This is a genomic window from Dactylosporangium cerinum (genome assembly GCF_042653625.1).
Classification (GTDB): Bacteria; Actinomycetota; Actinomycetes; order Mycobacteriales; family Micromonosporaceae; genus Dactylosporangium; species Dactylosporangium cerinum.
In genome coordinates this window covers 22918-40109 of record NZ_JBHSIU010000007.1, presented here as the reverse complement: position 1 = coordinate 40109, position 17192 = coordinate 22918, and the positions used below count along the sequence as shown (strand labels likewise).

Here is a 17192-nt window from a genome sequence, read left to right as displayed (position 1 = left end):
CCTCTGTCGCCGGGCGGGTCGTGGGCGCGTTCGAGGCTGGGCGAATGCCCGGCCGGTGGGTGCCGTTCGGCCCGGGTGCCCTTGTCAGGTCCGGTGCCATCGTGAAGCCATGGACGGCAAACTCAAGGAGGACGCCATGACCTGTCGGGTCGCCATCAACGGATTCGGCCGGATCGGCCGGGACTTCGTCCGCTGTCTCGTGGACCGGGACATGCTGGGCAAGGACCTGACCGTGGTCGCGGTCAACGACCTTTGGGACGCGCCGACGTTGGCGCATCTGCTGGAGTACGACTCGACCTACGGGCGGCTGCGTGCGACGGTCGAGGTCGACCAGGCCGGCACCGCGATGATCGTCGACGGTCATCGGATCGAGCTGTTGCGGCAGCGGGACCCGGCGCTGCTGCCCTGGGCTGAGCTCGGGGTGGACCTGGTCATCGAGTCGACCGGCCGGTTCCGCACCCGCGACGACGCGGCGATGCATCTCAAGGCCGGCGCGGGCAAGGTGCTCATCTCCTCGCCGGGCAAGGACGTCGACGCCACCGTCGTGATGGGTGTCAACACCGCGGTCTACGACCCGCTCCGCCATGACGTGGTGTCGGCGGCGTCGTGCACGACGAACTGCGTCGCGCCGATGGTGCAGATACTGCACGAGTCGTTCGGACTGGAGCAGGGCTTCCTGACCACCGTGCACGCGTACACGAACGATCAGGTGCTGCTGGACACGCCGCACAAGGACCTGCGGCGTGGCCGCTCGGCGGCGGTGAACATCATCCCGACCAGCACCGGCGCGGCCAAGGCTGTCGGTCTGGTCCTGCCGGAGCTGGCCGGCCGACTGGGTGGCGTGGCGCTGCGGGTACCTGTGGAGAACGGCTCCCTCACCGACCTGACCTGCCGGCTGTCCACGTCGGTGACCGTCGAGCAGGTGAACGCCGCGTTCGCCGCCGCAGCTGATGGACCGCTCAAGGGCGTGCTGCGGTACAGCGAGGCGCCGCTGGTGTCCCGTGACGTGATCGGCGACCCGGCGTCGTGTGTGTTCGACGCCGGTCTGACTGAGGCCGACGGCACCCTCGTGAAGGTCCTCGGCTGGTACGACAACGAGTGGGGCTACACCAACCGCCTCGTCGACCTCGCCCAGCTGTTCGCTGCGGCACGCGACTGAGCGGCGGCCCGCCCAGCGGGTACCGCAGGGAAGGAAAGCCCGATGATTCCTACCGACGCACTGACGCATCCCACTGACGCCGCCGCGGTGACGCACGCGCTGGTCGAAGCGGCCGCCGCGGCGGGGCACGCCCCGTCGATCCACAACACCCAACCATGGCGTTGGCGGCTCGCCGGCAACACCCTGGACCTGTACCTCGAGCGCAGCCGCGTCCTGGACGTCACCGATCCGGACACCCGGCTCGCGACGCTGAGCTGCGGCGCCGCGCTGCACCATGCCCGGGTCAGCCTGGCCGCGCAGGGCTGGCACGTCGAGGTGGCCCGCATGCCCGACCCGGAGGATCCCGACCACCTCGCACGCCTCAGCCCGGCCGGGCGCGTGCCGGTCGAGCTGCCGTCGCTCCGCCGTCTGCAGACGGTCCGGCTGCGGCGCACTGACCGCCGTCCGGTGACCGGCGAGCCCGTCGCCACGGCGGACCTGCAGGCCGTCGCGGCGGACGTCGAGGCTGAGGACACCTGGCTGCACGTCCTGACCTCCGACCAGGTCCTGGACCTCGCCGGCGCCGCCGACCACGCTCAACGCACCGAGGTCGGTGAGACCGCCTGGCAGACGGAGCTCGCGTACTGGACCGGCGGCACCCGACCGGCCGGCACAGGCATCCCCGACGCCGCCATTCCCGACCGGACCATCCGGACCACCGTCCCTGGCCGGAACTTCGGGCACCCTGGTGCTCTGCCGATCAGCTCGGGACAGGACCGGGCCGCGATCTTCGCCATGTTGTACGGCCGTACCGACGAACTGGTCAGTTGGCTGCGCGCCGGCGAGGCCCTGTCCGCGGGGTGGCTGACCGCCACCGAGCTCGGCGTCTCGCTGCTGCCGTTCAGTGCCCCGATCGAGGTGATCAGCACCCGCCAGGCCATGCGGGTCATCATCGCCAGCACCGGATACCCGTACCTCGTCGTGCGGCTCGGCCACTTCAACGCGACCGAGGCCGGACCACCGCACGCCCCGCGGCTGCCGACCGACCAGATCATCGACCGGGCGTAGGTCATGAAACCCATGGCCGACCGAGGACCGGCGGCGAGCGTGCTGCTGTACTGGCTGCCGCTCGGCGCCGGCGGCCGTTCGGTCCGCTTCAACGGCCGGATGTTCGAGGCAGTTGTGGCGCGCAACGAACATCGGGCGGTCCGGGACCTGTACCACTCGGCGCTGGAGGTACACCTCGGCGACGACCGGTTCGTGGTGGAGATGACCCCCGCCTGGAGCACCCCGGCCGCCGATCGCGGTGTCGTGCTGGAAGGCCCCGTCGGCACCAGGTGGCTCGGCCGCTTCGCAGCGTTCCGGTACGAGATCCGCCGCTGGCACATGGGCGTCATCCCCGACATCGCCGACGCCGTCGGCGGCCCCCGGCAGGTCAGTCGCAACCCAGTACGGGCCCGGCGGCTGCTGGAACTCGTGCCGGCAGTGCCAGCCGTGACGTGGGGCCGCGACGAACTGCGTACCGGCGACATGTGGAACTCCAACTCGCTGACCGCCTGGCTGCTGGCCCGCAGCGATCACCACACGGACGACCTCGGCCCACCCGCCAGCGGCCGCGCCCCCGGATGGCACGCCGGACTGATCGTCGCAGCGCGTGAGCAGCACCTGCGCGAGACCACCGGCCCGGGTGCCACCACCGTGCCGGCCTGAAGACAGACGTATCCCGCCCGATGCGCACCCGCAGGAAACGGGCGGGTGCGCGGCTGGCGGACGACCGGGCATGCTGCGTGGTGCATCAGGTGTTGTCCGACGGAGCCGCCGTGGCCACGGTTGCCGACGACCATCAGTTGCGCGGTCTTCGACACTCCGATGAGCACCTCGGCCGCGTGTCCCCGCACCAGCAGCGCCTCGACCTTGACCGACGGGTACTTGCCGGACCAGCCGGCCAACGCGGCGTGCAGGGCGGCGCTCTTCTGCCTCGATCACGTCCGGGGGGATCACGACCGGGCTGTGGTCGATGCGGCCGGGCGGGGTGGATGGGGCGTAGGTGCGGATGACGACGAGCTCGGTGCCACGGGCGACGGCGGCTTCGAACGCCAGCCCGAGTGCCTGATTGGTCGAGTCGGAGCCGTCGACGCCGACCACGACCGGTCCGTCGGTGGCGTCGGTCCTGCCCCGCACGACCGCGACCGGCCCGTGGGCGTGGGTGCTGACCTGCTGGCTGACCGAGCCCAGCAGCAGGTCGGTGAACCCGCCGCCGCCCTGGTTGCCGACGACGAGCAGTCTGGCCTGATCGCTCAGGTACAGCAGCGTCTGGGCCGGCGCGCCGCGGATCGCCGTGCCGACGGCGTCCAAGCCTGGCGTCATCGTGCGTAGGTCCCGCACCATGTCGGCCACGAGCCGATCGGCGTGCTGCTCCGCTTCGTCTGCCAGCGGCGGGGCCACCCCTTCGTACATCGCACCCGGCCAGGCGAACTCGTACACGTACACCAGGTGCAGCGCGGTGGAGGTACGGTTCGCCCCCGCGGCGGCCCACCTGACCGCGTCACAGCACGGGATGCCGTGCAACGCCGTGCGTGGCGTCACCCGCCCCGGACGGCCAGGTCGATGAGCACCCTCGGGTCATGCGTGGACGGTTCCACCTTCGGGTAGCGCTGCCGGTAGATCCGTTCTGCCGCCGTCCGGTCAGGGTCTCCGGGGAGCACGAGTCGGCCGGTGCCCGCCAGGGTGCGTGCACCGGTGCTGACCTGGACCGGATGCGGGTCAGTGAAGTTACGCCACCAGGGCTTGCCGGCGGAGCGGCCGACGTACACCGCCACCTGGTCCCCGTCGCGGTTGGGCTCCGGCGCCGGTCCCAGGTTGTACAGCGTCTGCAGGTACCGGAACGAGGTGCGGTGATCGACGCCGGCGTGTGCGCGTCGACGTCGTACACACCCCGGGCCCGCTCCTCGACGAACATCGTCGACAGCCGGGTCCACAACGCCGTCGTGCGCGGGGTCGGACCGTCGAGGAAGGTGCCGTCACCGGTGTGGACGGACATTGCCGCGGATGAAGTCGGCGACGTCGATCCGGTCCCGCCAGCCCTCGCCCCGCAGATCACGCCACGCCGGCAGGTCGGTGGTGACAGGCACGCTGGTCGTCGTCATGGCGATGCTCCTTCTACGGCGGGGCGGCGGGTGCGACAGGGAACGAGGCGGCGGATGTTCCCGCCGCCTCGTGGTGCCTGTGGTGTCATCGCAGCCAGGGAGCCTTGCGGACCAGCGCGGTCCCGCTCCACCAGGTGCCGAGGCCGAGCGTGTTGCCGGCGCCGATCAGGGCGAGGCCGATCAGGGTGCCGGCGAAGATGAGGTGATCGTCCATGACCGGGTTGTTGGCCGGCGGCAGGACGGCGGTCCACATCAGCACCAGGAGCAGCGTGCCGGCGATGGCGGCGGCGCGCATGCCGATGCCGAGGATCAGGGCGACGCCGATGCCGAGCAGCGCGGCCATGAACAGCCAGTCGGCCGCTGCGGCGCCGGCCATGCCGTTGTAGAAGGCCTTGAAGGGTCCGGCGGCGGCCTTGCCGAGGAATCCGGTGGTCGGGCTGCCGCCGTCGATCCAGGCGTTCTTGGCGAGGGTCTCGTGGCCCAGGCCGAACAGCTTGTCCAGGAACGCCCAGAGGAAGACCCAACCGAGGGCGATCCGGACGCCGCCGAAGACATACCGGGCAGCGGTCGCGGAGGTGGTCGCGGTGGCGTCGGCCGTGACACTGCCGCCGCGGGTGGCGGCGATGCGGGTGCGGGGTGCGAGGGTGGCCATGGTGACGCACGTTCCCTTCAGGAACTTCTAAGTGTGTCGATGTGTTGACGTGTTCAGTTTCGCCGGTTTCCGGGGCGCGGGTCAGAGGCGCAAGCCCTCCGTCGGGGGAGCCGTTGGTCCTGCTCCCGCCAGGGTCATCCGGCGTGGACGATCAGCACCGCGCCGGTGGCGTGGTGCAGCACCTGTTGCGTGACGGAGCCGAGCCGCAACGCGTCGAACCCGTCCCGCCCCCGTGCGCCGAGGACCACCATGATCGCGTCCTGCCCGGCGGCCAGCAGCACCGCGGCGGCGTTGCCGCGTTCGGTCCGGAGGTCGACCGCGACGTCGGGGAACTTCGCCGCCCAGGGTTCGACGTCGGCGGCGAGGTGCTGCTCCTCGGCGGCCTGGATCTGGGCGAGGTCCGGGGTGCGGCCGTGCCGGTGGTGCGGCGCCTGCCAGGCGCGCATGACGGTGAGGGGCGTCCGCCGGAGTGTGGCCTCGAGGAATGCGTGTTCCAGGGCGTGCGCCGCGGGTACGGAACCGTCGGCGCCGACCACGATCCTGCCGTGCTGGGGCAGCGCCGCCGCGGGTGCCGCCCACCGGTCGGCGTGGTGCACGACCAGTACCGGGCATCGGGCGTGGCCGCTGAGCTGAGCGCCGACGGATCCGATGCGCAGCGCGCTGAATCCGCCCTGCCCGCGGCTGCCGACCACGATGAGTGCCGCGTGCCGGGATCGTTCGATGAGTGCCGCCGTGGGGTTGCACTGCCACGTGGCGGTGGTGACCTTGATGCCGGGCTGCCACATCCTGACCTCGACCGCGGCCTCGACGGCCACGTCCCGCCGCGGGTCGTCCGGGACGTCGTATGGCTGCGGCGTGCCTGCCACGTGGACGATCTCCAACGGTGTTCCTCGGAGTTTCGCCTCGTGGGCGGCCCAGCGGGCGGCGCCGAGACTCGCTGCCGATCCGTCGATGCCGACCACAGTCGGCAGCTGGCTGATGATTATGATGCCTCCCGGTGAGCGATGATGTACCACCTGCAGCGTCGCCGTGGCGGTCGGGTCACCGACAGAGGCTTTCGGCCCGGGTCGCTGGGCCGCCCACGAGGCGGTCGACGGGCTGCGATCAGGTGGGCTCGTCGTGCGCCGGCAGGCGTACGCTGAACGTGTCGCCCGGGACCCCGGTGGCGCCGCAGCGAGCCTTCGCCGTGGACATCGACGGGTCGGAGTCGCAACGTGGGTCTGCAGACAGCGTTTCGTGAGCGGCCGGTGCGGTGATGGCGGCACGCAAGCGGTTGTCACCGCTGCTGCAGGCTGTCGTCGGGATCAGCGAGGATCTCGATCTGCGCAGCACGTTGTCCCGGATCGTGGTCTCGGCGTGCCAGGTGGCGGACGCCCGCTACGGCGCGCTCGGTGTCATCGGACCGGACCGGACCCTGGTCGAGTTCATCACCGACGGGCTGACCGTCGCCGAACATCACGACATCGGTGACCTGCCGACCGGCCGCGGCGTGCTCGGCCTGCTCACCGACGAGCCGGAGCCGGTCCGGTTGGACGACATCAGTCACCATCCCCGGTCGTTCGGGTTCCCGCCCGGCCATCCGGTCATGCGCAGCTTCCTCGGCGTACCCGTGCGCATCCGTGACCAGGTGTACGGCAACCTGTACCTCGCCGAGAAACGCGGCGCGGACCGGTTCAGCGACGCCGACGAGGAGATCGTGGTGGCGCTCGCGGCCGCTGCCGGGATCGCGATCGACAACGCGCGCCTGTACGCGGCGGCCGGGCGCCGGCAACGGTGGATGGAGGCGACCGCCGAGATCACCAACACGCTCGTCGGGCACGTCGACCGGACCGACGTGCTGCGACTCGTCGCCGAACACGCCCGCCACGTCGCCGACGCCGCACTGGTCGCGATCCTGCTGTACGAGGAGACGACCGACGAACTGCACGTCAACGTCACAGCCCCGGCCTCGCCGGCGCTCGACGATGCATTGATCCCCCTCACCGGCACCCCGTTCCAGGCGATGATCGCCGACGGCGGCCACGTCCTCGTCGACGACCTCGACGCCGCCGCACCATGGCCCGTCGCCGTGCCGAAGGGCCCGGCGCTGCTGGCGCCACTGGCGATGACCGGCACGGTGCAGGGCATGCTCGTCGTCGCCCTTGCAGCCGGCAACGTCGGCTTCGACGGCGACACCGACGTGAACATGATCCTCACGTTCGCGGCGCAGGCCGCGCTCGCGCTGGAACGCGCCCGGGCCCAGGAGGAACGCGAGCAGCTGATGGTTGTGGCGGACCGGGAACGCATTGCCCGCGACCTGCACGACGTGGTGATCCAACGCCTGTTCGCGACCGGTCTCGGTCTGCAGGCGCTGACTCGCCGGACGCAGCGCGACGATGTCCGGGAACGCCTTGACCAGGCGATCGACGAGCTCGATACGACCATCCACGACATCCGGACGGCGATCTTCGCGTTGCACACCCCGCCCACCGACTCGCTTCGCGTGGCGTTGACGGCGGCCGTCGACGACGCGGCGCAGATGCTGGGCTTCCGCCCGCACCTGGCGGTCGTCGGCCCGATTGACCTGGCGGTCGCCGACAGCCTGCGCGCCGATCTGCTCGCCGTCCTCGGCGAGGCCCTGTCCAACGTGGCCAGACATGCCGGCGCGCACACGGTCGCGGTGGCCGTCGTGATCGAATCCGGTCGGCTCACGTTGCGGGTCGCGGACGACGGTGTCGGGGTGACCGGATCTCGCCCGGCCGGGCGCGTCGGCAACGGCCTGGCGAACCTGCACCGCCGGGCCGAGTGCCACGGCGGCAGCTGCACCGTCACACCTGCCACACCCCACGGCACAGTGGTGACCTGGTCCGTGCCGCTCGCCAACTGAGGATGCGTGGCCGTCCCGCACCGGAAGGCAGAAGGTCCCGCCCGCTCAGGGCGGACCGGCCCTGTTCCGACACGCCCGCCACCGGTGATGCTGATCGGTGACAGGAGGTGCGTGATGACCAGCACCGAGGCAACGATCGTGGTCGGCGTCGAAGGCACCGCCAGGTCCGGGGCCGGCGATGCCGCTGCCGTCGAGCTGGGTGCGTGGGAGGCAGCCCGCCACCACGTCGGCCTCCACCTCGTCCACGGCCACCAGGCCGCCCCGCGATGGCTCCAGGCCCGCACGACGACGGATGACGACACACCGGAACGCACCCGCGCCATGCTCGGCCGGATCATCGATCGCGCCACCATCGCCCACCCCGACATCGTGATCACCGGCGCCGTGAACGACGGCGGCCTGGCGAGCGCGATCACGGCCGCGTCGGCAGGCTCAGGTCTCGCCATCGTGACGGCCGACTCCAGGGTCCGCTACGGCGGGCTGCTGGCCGGCCTGGTCAGCATCCAGGTCGTCACACACGCCCGGACATCCGTGCTCGTCGTGTCGCCGCCCACCCCCCGCGGGCCTCCAGCGATCATGGCTCGGGTTGTCGTCGTCGGTGTCGACGGCTCATCCGGGTCGGCGGACGCGGTGGCGTTCGCGTTCGACGAGGCCCGCGCGCGAGGCGCACGCCTGGAGGCGGTCTACGTCTGGGAATTGCCGGCGCCCGGCAACGGCACCAGACCCGGTCCGCTCCAGGCCGCTGCCGACCGTATGCTCCACGAGGCGACCGCACCCTGGCAGGACAAGTATCCGGATGTTGCGGTCGTCCATGACACTGTCCGTGGTGACAATCCCGTCCGCGCGCTCAACGACGCGGCGGACGGGGCCGACCTGATCGTCGTCGGGCGCCGCGGCAACGGCGGCTTTGACGGTCTGCTCCTCGGCTCGGTCAGCGACGGCCTGGTGCGGTATTCGCGGCGCACCGTCGCGGTCATCCGCCGCGACGCCGCCATGCAGTGACCGGTCAGCGGCCGGTGTCGCGGAGCAGGTTGGTGGCCAGGACCGCAGCCTGCGTCCGCCGCTCCAGCCCCAGCTTGGTCAAGACGCTGGACACGTAATTCTTGACCGTCTTGTCGGCGAGGTGCATCTCCTGCGCGATCTCGCGGTTCGTCAAGCCCTGCGCCACGAACTGCAGAATCCGGCGCTCCTGATCCGTCAACGATTTGAGCTCGTCGGGCGCATCGGCGCCGTCGCGGATCCGGGCCAGGACCCGCGCGGTGACGGCCGGGTCGAGCAGCGACTGCCCGGCCGCGACCCGCCGCACCGCATCGATGAGGTCGGTGCCGCGGATCTGCTTGAGGATGTACCCCGACGCGCCGGCCATGATCGCCGCGAAGAGTGCCGCGTCGTCGTCGTACGAGGTCAGAATGAGGCCACAGATCGACGGGTCGACGGCCCGCACGTCCCGGCAGACGTCGATGCCGTTGCCGTCGGGCAGCCGGGCGTCGAGGACCGCCACATCCGGCCGCAACGCGGGGATGCGGTGCACGGCCTCGACCGCTGACCCGGACTCACCGACGATCTCGATGTCACCGTCCTGGCAGAGCAGCTCACGAATGCCCCGCCGGACAACCTCATGATCGTCGAGCAGGAAGACACGGATCATGTGTCCAGTTGTACTCCTGAACGGCCCTGCTGAGCAGGGTCCAACGGCCCCTCCGGCCCGGGACCGGCAGACGTGCCGGCACGACGCAACGGGGTCCTTTGCCCCTGCCTCCCCGCCGCTGGACAGCGCACGCTCGAGGTACATCCAAGAAGTCCGACGTGCAGGAGATTGCCATGATTCATCAGACTGATGACACCACCCGCCGGATCGTCGTCGGCGTCGACGGCTCCCACGGCTCCAAAGTGGCACTGCAATGGGCGATGGTCCAAGCGAACCTGACCGGCGCGACCGTCGAAGCCGTCGCCACCTGGCAGGAACCGGCGCTCTATGGCTACAGCTACGGCTGGGCACCCGCCACGTACGAGGGCGACAGCATCGCCACGATCACGGCGAAGGTCCTCGACGCCACGATCGCCGAGGTGTCCGCGACGATGGAACAGCCCGCCACGGTCCTGCCGCGGGTCGTCGAGGGCCACGCGGCGCAGGTGCTGCCGGCGACCGCGACCGGCGCACAGCTGCTCGTGGTCGGCAGCCGCGGACACGGCACCTTCGCCGGGATCATGCTCGGTTCCGTCAGCCAGCACTGCGTGCAGCACGCGCCGTGCCCGGTCGTCGTCGTACCGCAGCCATGAAAGCGCTGGTATACCACGGCCCGGGCGTGAAGGCCTGGGAGGACGTCGACCGGCCAACGCTGGTCGCCGACACCGACGCCGTCGTCCAGGTCGACACGACCACGATCTGCGGCACCGACCTGCACATCCTCAAAGGCGACGTGCCCGCGATGGTGGACGGACGCGTCATCGGTCACGAAGCGGTCGGCACCGTCGTGGAGACTGGCACCGCGGTCAAGAACGTCCACCTCGGCGACCGGGTCCTGGTGTCCTGCATCAGCGCGTGCGGCACCTGCCGGTTCTGCCGCGAAAGCCGCTTCGGGCAGTGCGTCGGCGGCGGGGGCTGGATCCTCGGCAACGAGATCGACGGCACCCAGGCCGAGTACGTCCGCGTCCCGTTCGCGGACACCTCCACCTACCCCGTACCGGCCGGCGTCAGCGACGAAGAACTCCTCATGCTCGCCGACATCCTGCCCACCGGCTACGAGGTCGGCGTCCTCAACGGACAGGTCCGACCCGGCGACGTCGTCGCCGTGGTCGGCGCCGGCCCGATCGGCCTGTCCGCGATCACCGGCGCCCGGCTGTTCAGCCCGAGCCTCGTCATCGCGATCGACCTGGCGACCTCACGCCTGGAGGCGGCCAAGCACTTCGGTGCCGACGTCGTCATCAACAACGGTGAACAGGACCCGATCGCCGCCGTGCGGGAACTGACCGGCGGACTCGGCGCAGACGTCGCCATCGAAGCCGTCGGCGTGCCGGCCACCTTCGAACTCGCCGCCGACCTGGTACGACCGGTCGGGCACATCGCCAACATCGGCGTGCACGGCAAGCCCGTCACGCTTCACTTGGAACGCCTGTGGGCGCGCGACGTGACGATCACGACCGGGCTGGTCGACACCTTCTCGACGCCGACACTGCTGCGACTGCTCACCAGCAAACAGATCGACGCACAACGGTTCGTGACCCACCGCTTCGGGTTCGACGACTTCCTGCACGCCTACGACGTCTTCGCCAACGCCGGCGACACCGGCGCACTCAAGGTCGTCCTCAGCCGAACCGGCTGACCGCAGCCTTCAACAAAGGAACCCCATGCCATATGTATGGATCGTCATCGCCGTCGTCATCCTCGCGCTCATGGTCTTCACGCTCGCCGTGCGCGTGGTCAAGCAGTACGAGCAGGGTGTGCTCTTCCGGCTCGGCAAGGTCATCGGCGTCAAGCAGGCGGGCCTGACCGTCATCATCCCGTTCGTCGACGTGCTGCACCGGGTGAGCCTGCGCATCGTCACCATGCCCATCCAGTCACAGGGCATCATCACCAGGGACAACGTCAGCGTCGACGTTTCCGCCGTCGCCTATTTCCGGGTCGTCGACGCGGTCAAGTCGGTCGTGGCCATCGAGAACGTCGGCGCCGCCATCAACCAGATCGCGCAGACCACCCTGCGGAAGGTCGTCGGCCAGCACACCCTGGACGAGACCCTGTCCGAGACCGACCGGATCAACGTCAACATCAAGGAGATCCTGGACCGGGCGACCGAGGAGTGGGGCGTCGTCGTCACGCTGGTCGAGCTCAAGGACATCCAGCTGCCCGACAGCATGAAGCGGGCGATGGCCCGCCAGGCCGAGGCCGAGCGGGAGAAGCGCGCAAAGATCATCGCCGCCGAAGGCGAAGCCCTCGCCGCCGACGCCCTCGGCACCGCGGCCGACATCATGATGGCCCACCCGCTCGCCCTGCAACTGCGCAATCTGCAGACTCTGGTCGAGCTCGGCGTCGACAAGAACACCACCGTCGTGTTCCCCGCTCCGCTGATGAGCACGATCGGCGAACTCGGTTCCTTCCTCGCCCGCGAGGCCACAGCCGCGGCGGCGCCGTCAATGGTCAGCGACCGTGACCCGTCCGCGAAGCTGCCAGAAACCAACGGGAGGCCGACCGTATTCGCAACGAACTAGAGGCTCAGGCGACACCTCGGCCAGGCAGTCCGATCTGGTGCGGCGCTTGCTGGCCGGGTCGGGCCGGGCTGCGCCGCCCGCTTCGACGGCGCGTCGGGCAGGTGCTGGCGGCAGTGAGGCTGCGGTCGGCGGGCCGTCGGCCGGGCAGCCGGGCCAGCGACTCGGTCCGATGAGCAGTTCCGTCGGCAGGGCGTGCGGCTGCCGTGGTCGCCGACGCCGGTGAGGCGTAGCCGGAGACCGTACCCGGTTTCGCGGCGCAACGAGATGAGGTCCGGCCGCGGGCCGGCTCGCACGAGTATGAGGATGCGGTTGTTCGGCCGATCCGGGTGGAGCGCTCACCGGCCGGTCCGTTGGCCGGCGCGGATCGGCCACCGGGGTCTCGAGCGGCAATGTCGATGCTACGCCCCCGCACGTGAACGGACCCGGTCCCGAACCGCGATGCTGCCGGCGGCAAGACCAGCCGGTCAATCCGGTCGCCGGGTTCCTCAGCGCTCATCGCCGGTGCTCGGGGAATGCGCCAGCAACGCGCACAACTCCGTCTCGATCTGCCGATCGAACGTCGCGAGCAGGTTCAGCTGCTGGCCTTCCGTCATGGGTAGGGCCATTCGGGCGACCCAACGGTCCCCAGCCCGCCGGGCGGCGATGGCGCGGATCCAGGCGAGGGCGTCGGTCTCCTGCGCATTGAGGCGCCCCGCCAGCCGCCAGACCTCGACAAATGTGGCGTCCGCGACGGCGGTGACATCGGTTGGGACGAGCGGCACCATGGCCAGTTGTGCCGCCAAGCGCGGGCGCAGTCGTGCATGCAGGCTGGCGAATGCGATCCGGTCGGCCTGCGCGATCCGGTCCAGGAGGGATGCCAGCTCGCCCCTGCTGGAGTGGTTCGCATGTCGCAGCTTCAGGCGAGATGCTCGGGACACCACCATGACCACTCCTTCGTTTCGAGGCGCGGATGCCTCGTCACCAGGGTCTGGAGTGGTTGCCGTGTGTGAATTTCACCTTACTCGATCGGTTTGGTCAGCGCATCACTTCGACCAAGCCGCCACCAGAGGGGAATCTCTGCTTGCCGTCGTCGATCGGGACGTGATCCCGATCGGCTTCGTCGACGTCTTCAGGCGCCACCGGCACTGTCGGATGTGATCGATGCGTGTCGGCGCTTTCGGCTGTGCCATGGTCCAGCAGTCGGTGTACCTCGGCCGGGATGGTCCGGCCGGGGAGGTGCGTCACGGGCAACCGCAAGGCTTCGGCGGCTGTGTCGGGTCCGAACGCTGCGTCCAGGTTCAGGATCTGCAGGACCCGGCGGACCTGTCGCCCCGCGCCGATCAGGTCCAGGCGGCTGCCGGCGGCATGTCGCGCGCCGACCAGCGCTGTCAGGCCGGCGCAGGAGAAGAAGGTGACGTCGGTCAGGTCGAGTTCGAGGCGACTCGAATCGTCGCCGATAGCCCTTGCGAGTGCCTCTTGGAGGGCGGGTGCGGTGGAGTCGTCGATTTCGCCGGCAACCGTCACCCGCCGTACCTTCGATGTGCCACGGCCGGTGACGGTGGTGATCGCTATGGGGCTCACAGGCCCGACCGTGGTGCGGTCAGTTGTCGGTGGTCGCGCTGGAACGTGAAGCGGTCGAGGCGGATGGCGGCATAGCCGAGGGTGGCGGCCGCTCCGACGATGAGCAGGTCGGTGATCTGGACCGGTTGGGTGCCGAGCAGGTCGCGCAGCGGTGGCAGGAACACGGCGGCGAGTTGCAGCAGCAACGCGCTGCCGACGGCGGCGAGGAGCATCGGGTTGCTCCAGGTGCCGGGCCGGGCGCGGGAGCCGACGGCGACGGCGAGTTGGGTGGCGCCGAGGGCGAGGAAGACCAGGGTCTGCCAGGGCCGGTCGGTGGTGTGGGCCCAGACGCCGACGCCGAGGGTGACGGCGGCGATGACCGTGCCGACGCGGGCGATGCGTTGCCACAGGCCGGCGCCGAGGACGGTCTCGGTCGGAGGTCGTGGTGGCTGTCGCATGGCGTCGGGGTCGCCGGGTTCGCTGCCGAGGGCGAGGCCGGGCAGGCCATGGGTGAGCAGGTTGATCCACAGGATCTGCGCGGGCAGAAGCGGCAGGGCCAGCCCGAGGAACGGCCCGACGAGCATGACGGCGATCTCGGCGGTGCCGCCGGCAAGGGCGTAGAGCAGGAAGCGGCGGATGTTGGCGTAGACGCGGCGGCCTTCTTCGGCGGCGGCGACGACGGTGCCGAGTTCGTCGTCGGCGAGGACGAGGTCGGCGGCCTGCCGGGCGACCTCGGTGCCGCGTTTGCCCATGGCGACGCCGATGTCGGCGGTGTGCAGGGCGGGGCCGTCGTTGACGCCGTCGCCGGTCATCGCGACGACCGCGCCCGTTCCACGCAGAGCGTTGACGATGGTGACCTTCTGTTGCGGGGTGGCGCGGGCAAAGACCCGTACCCCGCGTTCGGCGGGTGGTGCGGGGTCGTCGGTGCGGCAGTCGTGGACCGGGTCGCCGGTAGCGATGATGCCGAGGTCGGTGGCGATCGCGGCGGCGGTGGCCGGGTGGTCGCCGGTGATGAGGACCGGGGTGATGCCGGCCCGTTGGCAGGCGGCGATGGTGGCGGCCGCGGTGGCGCGGGGCGGGTCGAGGATCGCGACCAGGCCGAGTAGGTGCAACCCGCGTTCGGGGTCGTCGGGCAGGGCGGTCCGGTCGACCTGGGCGACGGCGAGGACCCGGAGTCCGGCGCCGGCCAGTTCGTCGGCCCGTGCCGCGGCCCGGCGCAGCAGGTCGGCATCGTCGGTCAGCAGCGGCGGGTGCAGCAGTGCTTCGGGTGCGCCCTTGCAGATGACACGGATGGCACCGGACGGCAGGCGGTGGGCGGTGGTCATGCGTTTGCGGTCGCTGTCGAACGGGACCTCGGCGTGGCGCGGCAGCTGCTCGCGTAGTGCGGTCCGATCGATGCCCAGTTTGGCCGCCGCCGTGATGAGTGCGACTTCGGTGGGGTCGCCGACGGGCAGCCAGTCCGGGGCCTCGTCGTCGGGTGGCCGCAGCGAGGCGTCGTTGCACAGGACCGTTGCCTCGAGCAGCCGCACCAGATCGGGTGCGTCGGTGGCGGTGACCGGGTGTTCGTCGCGGCGGATGTCGCCGTCCGGTGCGTAGCCGGTCCCGCTGACGAGGGCGTCGCCGTGTGGGGTCCAGAGGCGCCGGACGACCATGGTGCCTTCGGTGAGGGTGCCGGTCTTGTCGGTGGCCAGGACGGTGACTGAACCGAGGGTCTCCACGGCGGGAAGCCGGCGGATGAGGGCGTTGCGGGCGGTCATCCGGCGGGCGCCGAGGGCCAGGCTGAGAGTGACGACGGCGGGGAGGGACTCGGGGACGGCGGCGACGACCAGGCTGATCGCGGTGACGATCATGAGTTCGAGGGGTTGCCCGCGGACCAGCCCGAGAGCGAGGACCACAGTGCACAGCACCAGTGCTACGCCGGCGAGGATCCGTCCCACGCCGGCGAGGCGCTGCTGCAGCGGGGTGAGCCCGGTTTCGGTGATGAGCATGGCGGCGATGCGGCCCATCGCGCTGGCCGGACCGGTGGCGGTCACGACCGCCCGTCCACGGCCGCGGACGACGACAGTACCCGCGGACACCACGACGTCCGCAGCGTCCGGGCGTCCCGGGCCCGTAGGTTGGCGCTTGTCGGCCGGTGCGGACTCGCCGGTCAGGGCGGCCTCGTCGACGAGGAGGGCGGCCGCTTCCACGATGCTGGCGTCGGCGGGCACGATGTCGCCTTCGGCGAGGACGAGCAGGTCACCGACGACGAGGTCGGCGGCCGGGACCTCACGTTGGGTGCCGTCGCGGACGACCCGGGCGTCGGGTGCGGTCAGCTCGGACAGGGCGGTGATCGCCCGTTCGGCTTTGACCTCCTGGATGACGCCGACGGTGGTGTTGACGACGATGACGAAGAGGATGACGCCGGCGTCGGTGAAGTCGCTCGTGGCGAGCGTGAACACCGCCGCGGCGAGCAGGACCAGGACCAGCGGGTCCCGCAGTTGGGTGAGAACCCGCCGCCACAGCGGGGTGGTGGGCCGCTGCGGCAGGATGTTGCCGCCGTCGCGGGCCAGCCGGGTCGCAGCCTCCTGCGACGACAGTCCCCGGTGCAGTTCCTTCGGCGGTGCGAGGTCGCTGGTCATGGTGTCTGCGTCGGCTCCGGCTGTTCGATGATCTGGTCGGCGGGCAGGCGCGGGGCGTACGGCGGGCCGGCGTCGGCCGGGTCGATCGTGCCGAGCCGCAGCAGCAGGTACGGATAGCCGGTGCTGGAGAGGACGACCCGCATGGCCTGGCGGGTGCTGACGACCTCGATCGGGGCGCTGTGCGGCAGCACGGACACGCCGTGTTCGGTGGCGGTGAGCCACCCGGCGGACAGGGCCTCTCCGGCGCGGAGCCAGTCGCTGGGTTCGTCGGTGCGGCCGTGGAGCATGACGTACACCGCTGCCTTGTCATGTTCGGCGCTGATCGGCAGGTCGCCGTGGTGGCCGAAGTCGCGGCCGGGCACGGTGGTGCGGGCGGCCCGGTCGGGGATGGCGGCGTCGGGGATGCCGGTGCCCCCTGGTCGGGTGCCGCCGGTCCAGTAGGCGAGTTCGTCCAGCCAACTGGTGTCGTCGGTTTCGGTGCGTTGGGCGTGGTCGGCGGCGCTGGCCAGTTCGAGGACCTGACCAGGGGTCAACGTGTGCAGCCAGGTGTCCTCGGCTTCGACGGCGGCGGCGATGGCCTGCAGCTCCTGCGGTCCGACCGGTGCACCGGTGATGGGACGGCGGTCGGTGTGTCGCAGCGGGATCGTCCGCAGGTGCAACGCGGCCGGCAGGTCGACCGGGGCGCGGCCGTCGACGTGCAGCCGGGCGAGGTGGTCGGGGTCGGTGGGTTTCGGCAGCCGCGTGATGGTGACCTGCCAGCCCTGCGCGGCCAGTGCCATGCGGGCGTGGTGCAGGGCGACGCCGCAGCTCAGCGTGGCGAGCCGGGCGTCAGGGTCGGTCACGGCGAGGACGCGGCTGCGGTCGGTGAACAGATCCAGAAGATGGCCGGTGATGCGCCACCGCCATGGCTGGGTGTTATGGATCGACGGTGCGTAGCCGGCGATGGTGGCCGCCTCGGTGAGGGCGTGGCCGATGGCCAGGCCGTCGGTCGGATGGGTCAGGGCGTCGTTCGACATGACGGTGC

The 17192-nt window shown here is 70.9% G+C and carries 17 protein-coding genes and 1 pseudogene; 8 read left to right on the top strand and 10 right to left on the bottom strand.

Going from position 1 to position 17192, the window contains the following annotated elements:
• Positions 1–136 precede the first annotated feature (136 nt).
• Genes gap through ACFPIJ_RS04645 form a run of 3 tightly spaced genes read left to right on the top strand, consistent with a single transcriptional unit; the run spans position 137 to position 2848 of the window.
• Positions 137–1159, top strand: a complete 1023-nt coding sequence (gap, locus tag ACFPIJ_RS04655) for a type I glyceraldehyde-3-phosphate dehydrogenase (RefSeq protein WP_380113358.1) — start codon at positions 137–139, stop codon at positions 1157–1159.
• A gap of 42 nt (positions 1160–1201) precedes the next feature.
• Positions 1202–2206 carry an Acg family FMN-binding oxidoreductase gene (locus ACFPIJ_RS04650; protein WP_380113346.1) on the top strand — a complete coding sequence of 335 codons (1005 nt, stop codon included), beginning with the start codon at positions 1202–1204 and terminating at the stop codon, positions 2204–2206.
• Positions 2207–2218: 12 nt separating this feature from the next.
• Positions 2219–2848: a hypothetical protein gene (locus ACFPIJ_RS04645; protein WP_380113345.1), complete on the top strand. Its 630-nt coding sequence runs from the start codon at positions 2219–2221 to the stop codon at positions 2846–2848.
• A 525-nt stretch (positions 2849–3373) separates the two neighbouring features.
• On the opposite strand, the pseudogene ACFPIJ_RS04640 reads toward ACFPIJ_RS04645, so the two are convergent.
• The 5 genes and pseudogenes from ACFPIJ_RS04640 to ACFPIJ_RS04620 form a co-directional block, all read right to left on the bottom strand.
• Positions 3374–3628, bottom strand: a pseudogene (locus ACFPIJ_RS04640) (adenine nucleotide alpha hydrolase family protein); the annotation flags it as partial.
• A gap of 92 nt (positions 3629–3720) precedes the next feature.
• Positions 3721–4116: a hypothetical protein gene (locus ACFPIJ_RS04635; RefSeq protein WP_380113344.1), complete on the bottom strand. Its 396-nt coding sequence runs from the start codon at positions 4114–4116 to the stop codon at positions 3721–3723.
• A gap of 42 nt (positions 4117–4158) precedes the next feature.
• Positions 4159–4284, bottom strand: coding sequence for a hypothetical protein (locus ACFPIJ_RS04630; RefSeq protein ID WP_380113343.1), 126 nt, complete (start codon positions 4282–4284; stop codon positions 4159–4161).
• Between the two features lie 85 nt (positions 4285–4369).
• Entirely contained in the window at positions 4370–4936 is a 567-nt protein-coding gene (locus tag ACFPIJ_RS04625) for a hypothetical protein (protein WP_380113342.1), read from the bottom strand.
• 134 nt (positions 4937–5070) lie between these two features.
• Positions 5071–5898: a universal stress protein gene (locus ACFPIJ_RS04620; RefSeq protein ID WP_380113341.1), complete on the bottom strand. Its 828-nt coding sequence runs from the start codon at positions 5896–5898 to the stop codon at positions 5071–5073.
• A 293-nt stretch (positions 5899–6191) separates the two neighbouring features.
• Here ACFPIJ_RS04620 and ACFPIJ_RS04615 point away from each other — a divergent pair, with 293 nt between their 5' ends.
• On the top strand, positions 6192–7802 hold the full coding sequence (locus tag ACFPIJ_RS04615; protein WP_380113340.1) for a GAF domain-containing sensor histidine kinase: 1611 nt from the start codon (positions 6192–6194) through the stop codon (positions 7800–7802).
• Between the two features lie 114 nt (positions 7803–7916).
• Positions 7917–8804 carry a universal stress protein gene (locus ACFPIJ_RS04610; protein WP_380113339.1) on the top strand — a complete coding sequence of 296 codons (888 nt, stop codon included), beginning with the start codon at positions 7917–7919 and terminating at the stop codon, positions 8802–8804.
• A 4-nt stretch (positions 8805–8808) separates the two neighbouring features.
• On the opposite strand, the gene ACFPIJ_RS04605 is transcribed toward ACFPIJ_RS04610, so the two are convergent.
• Entirely contained in the window at positions 8809–9450 is a 642-nt protein-coding gene (locus ACFPIJ_RS04605) for a response regulator (RefSeq protein WP_380113338.1), read from the bottom strand.
• Positions 9451–9623: 173 nt separating this feature from the next.
• On the opposite strand from ACFPIJ_RS04605, the gene ACFPIJ_RS04600 reads away from it, so the two are divergent.
• From ACFPIJ_RS04600 to ACFPIJ_RS04590, 3 genes are read left to right on the top strand one after another with little or no spacing between them, the layout of a single operon-like run.
• Positions 9624–10082: a universal stress protein gene (locus tag ACFPIJ_RS04600; protein ID WP_380113337.1), complete on the top strand. Its 459-nt coding sequence runs from the start codon at positions 9624–9626 to the stop codon at positions 10080–10082.
• Positions 10079–11125 carry a zinc-dependent alcohol dehydrogenase family protein gene (locus ACFPIJ_RS04595; RefSeq protein ID WP_380113336.1) on the top strand — a complete coding sequence of 349 codons (1047 nt, stop codon included), beginning with the start codon at positions 10079–10081 and terminating at the stop codon, positions 11123–11125. Before ACFPIJ_RS04600 ends, ACFPIJ_RS04595 begins: the two co-directional genes overlap by 4 nt.
• Before the next feature lie 25 nt (positions 11126–11150).
• Positions 11151–12008 (top strand): slipin family protein, encoded by an 858-nt coding sequence (locus ACFPIJ_RS04590; protein WP_380113335.1) that lies wholly within the window; start codon positions 11151–11153, stop codon positions 12006–12008.
• A gap of 485 nt (positions 12009–12493) precedes the next feature.
• Here the strand turns inward: ACFPIJ_RS04590 and ACFPIJ_RS04585 are convergent, their stop codons facing one another.
• From ACFPIJ_RS04585 to ACFPIJ_RS04570, 4 genes are all read right to left on the bottom strand, one after another.
• Complete coding sequence (locus ACFPIJ_RS04585; protein ID WP_380113334.1) at positions 12494–12931, bottom strand: sigma-70 family RNA polymerase sigma factor; 438 nt, start codon at positions 12929–12931, stop codon at positions 12494–12496.
• A gap of 91 nt (positions 12932–13022) precedes the next feature.
• Entirely contained in the window at positions 13023–13568 is a 546-nt protein-coding gene (locus ACFPIJ_RS04580; protein WP_380113333.1) for an STAS domain-containing protein, read from the bottom strand.
• Positions 13565–16168, bottom strand: coding sequence for a cation-translocating P-type ATPase (locus tag ACFPIJ_RS04575; protein WP_380113332.1), 2604 nt, complete (start codon positions 16166–16168; stop codon positions 13565–13567). Before ACFPIJ_RS04575 ends, ACFPIJ_RS04580 begins: the two co-directional genes overlap by 4 nt.
• Positions 16165–17184, bottom strand: a complete 1020-nt coding sequence (locus ACFPIJ_RS04570) for an Acg family FMN-binding oxidoreductase (RefSeq protein ID WP_380113331.1) — start codon at positions 17182–17184, stop codon at positions 16165–16167. The genes ACFPIJ_RS04575 and ACFPIJ_RS04570 overlap by 4 nt, the downstream gene beginning before the upstream one ends.
• Between the last annotated feature and the right edge of the window lie 8 nt (positions 17185–17192).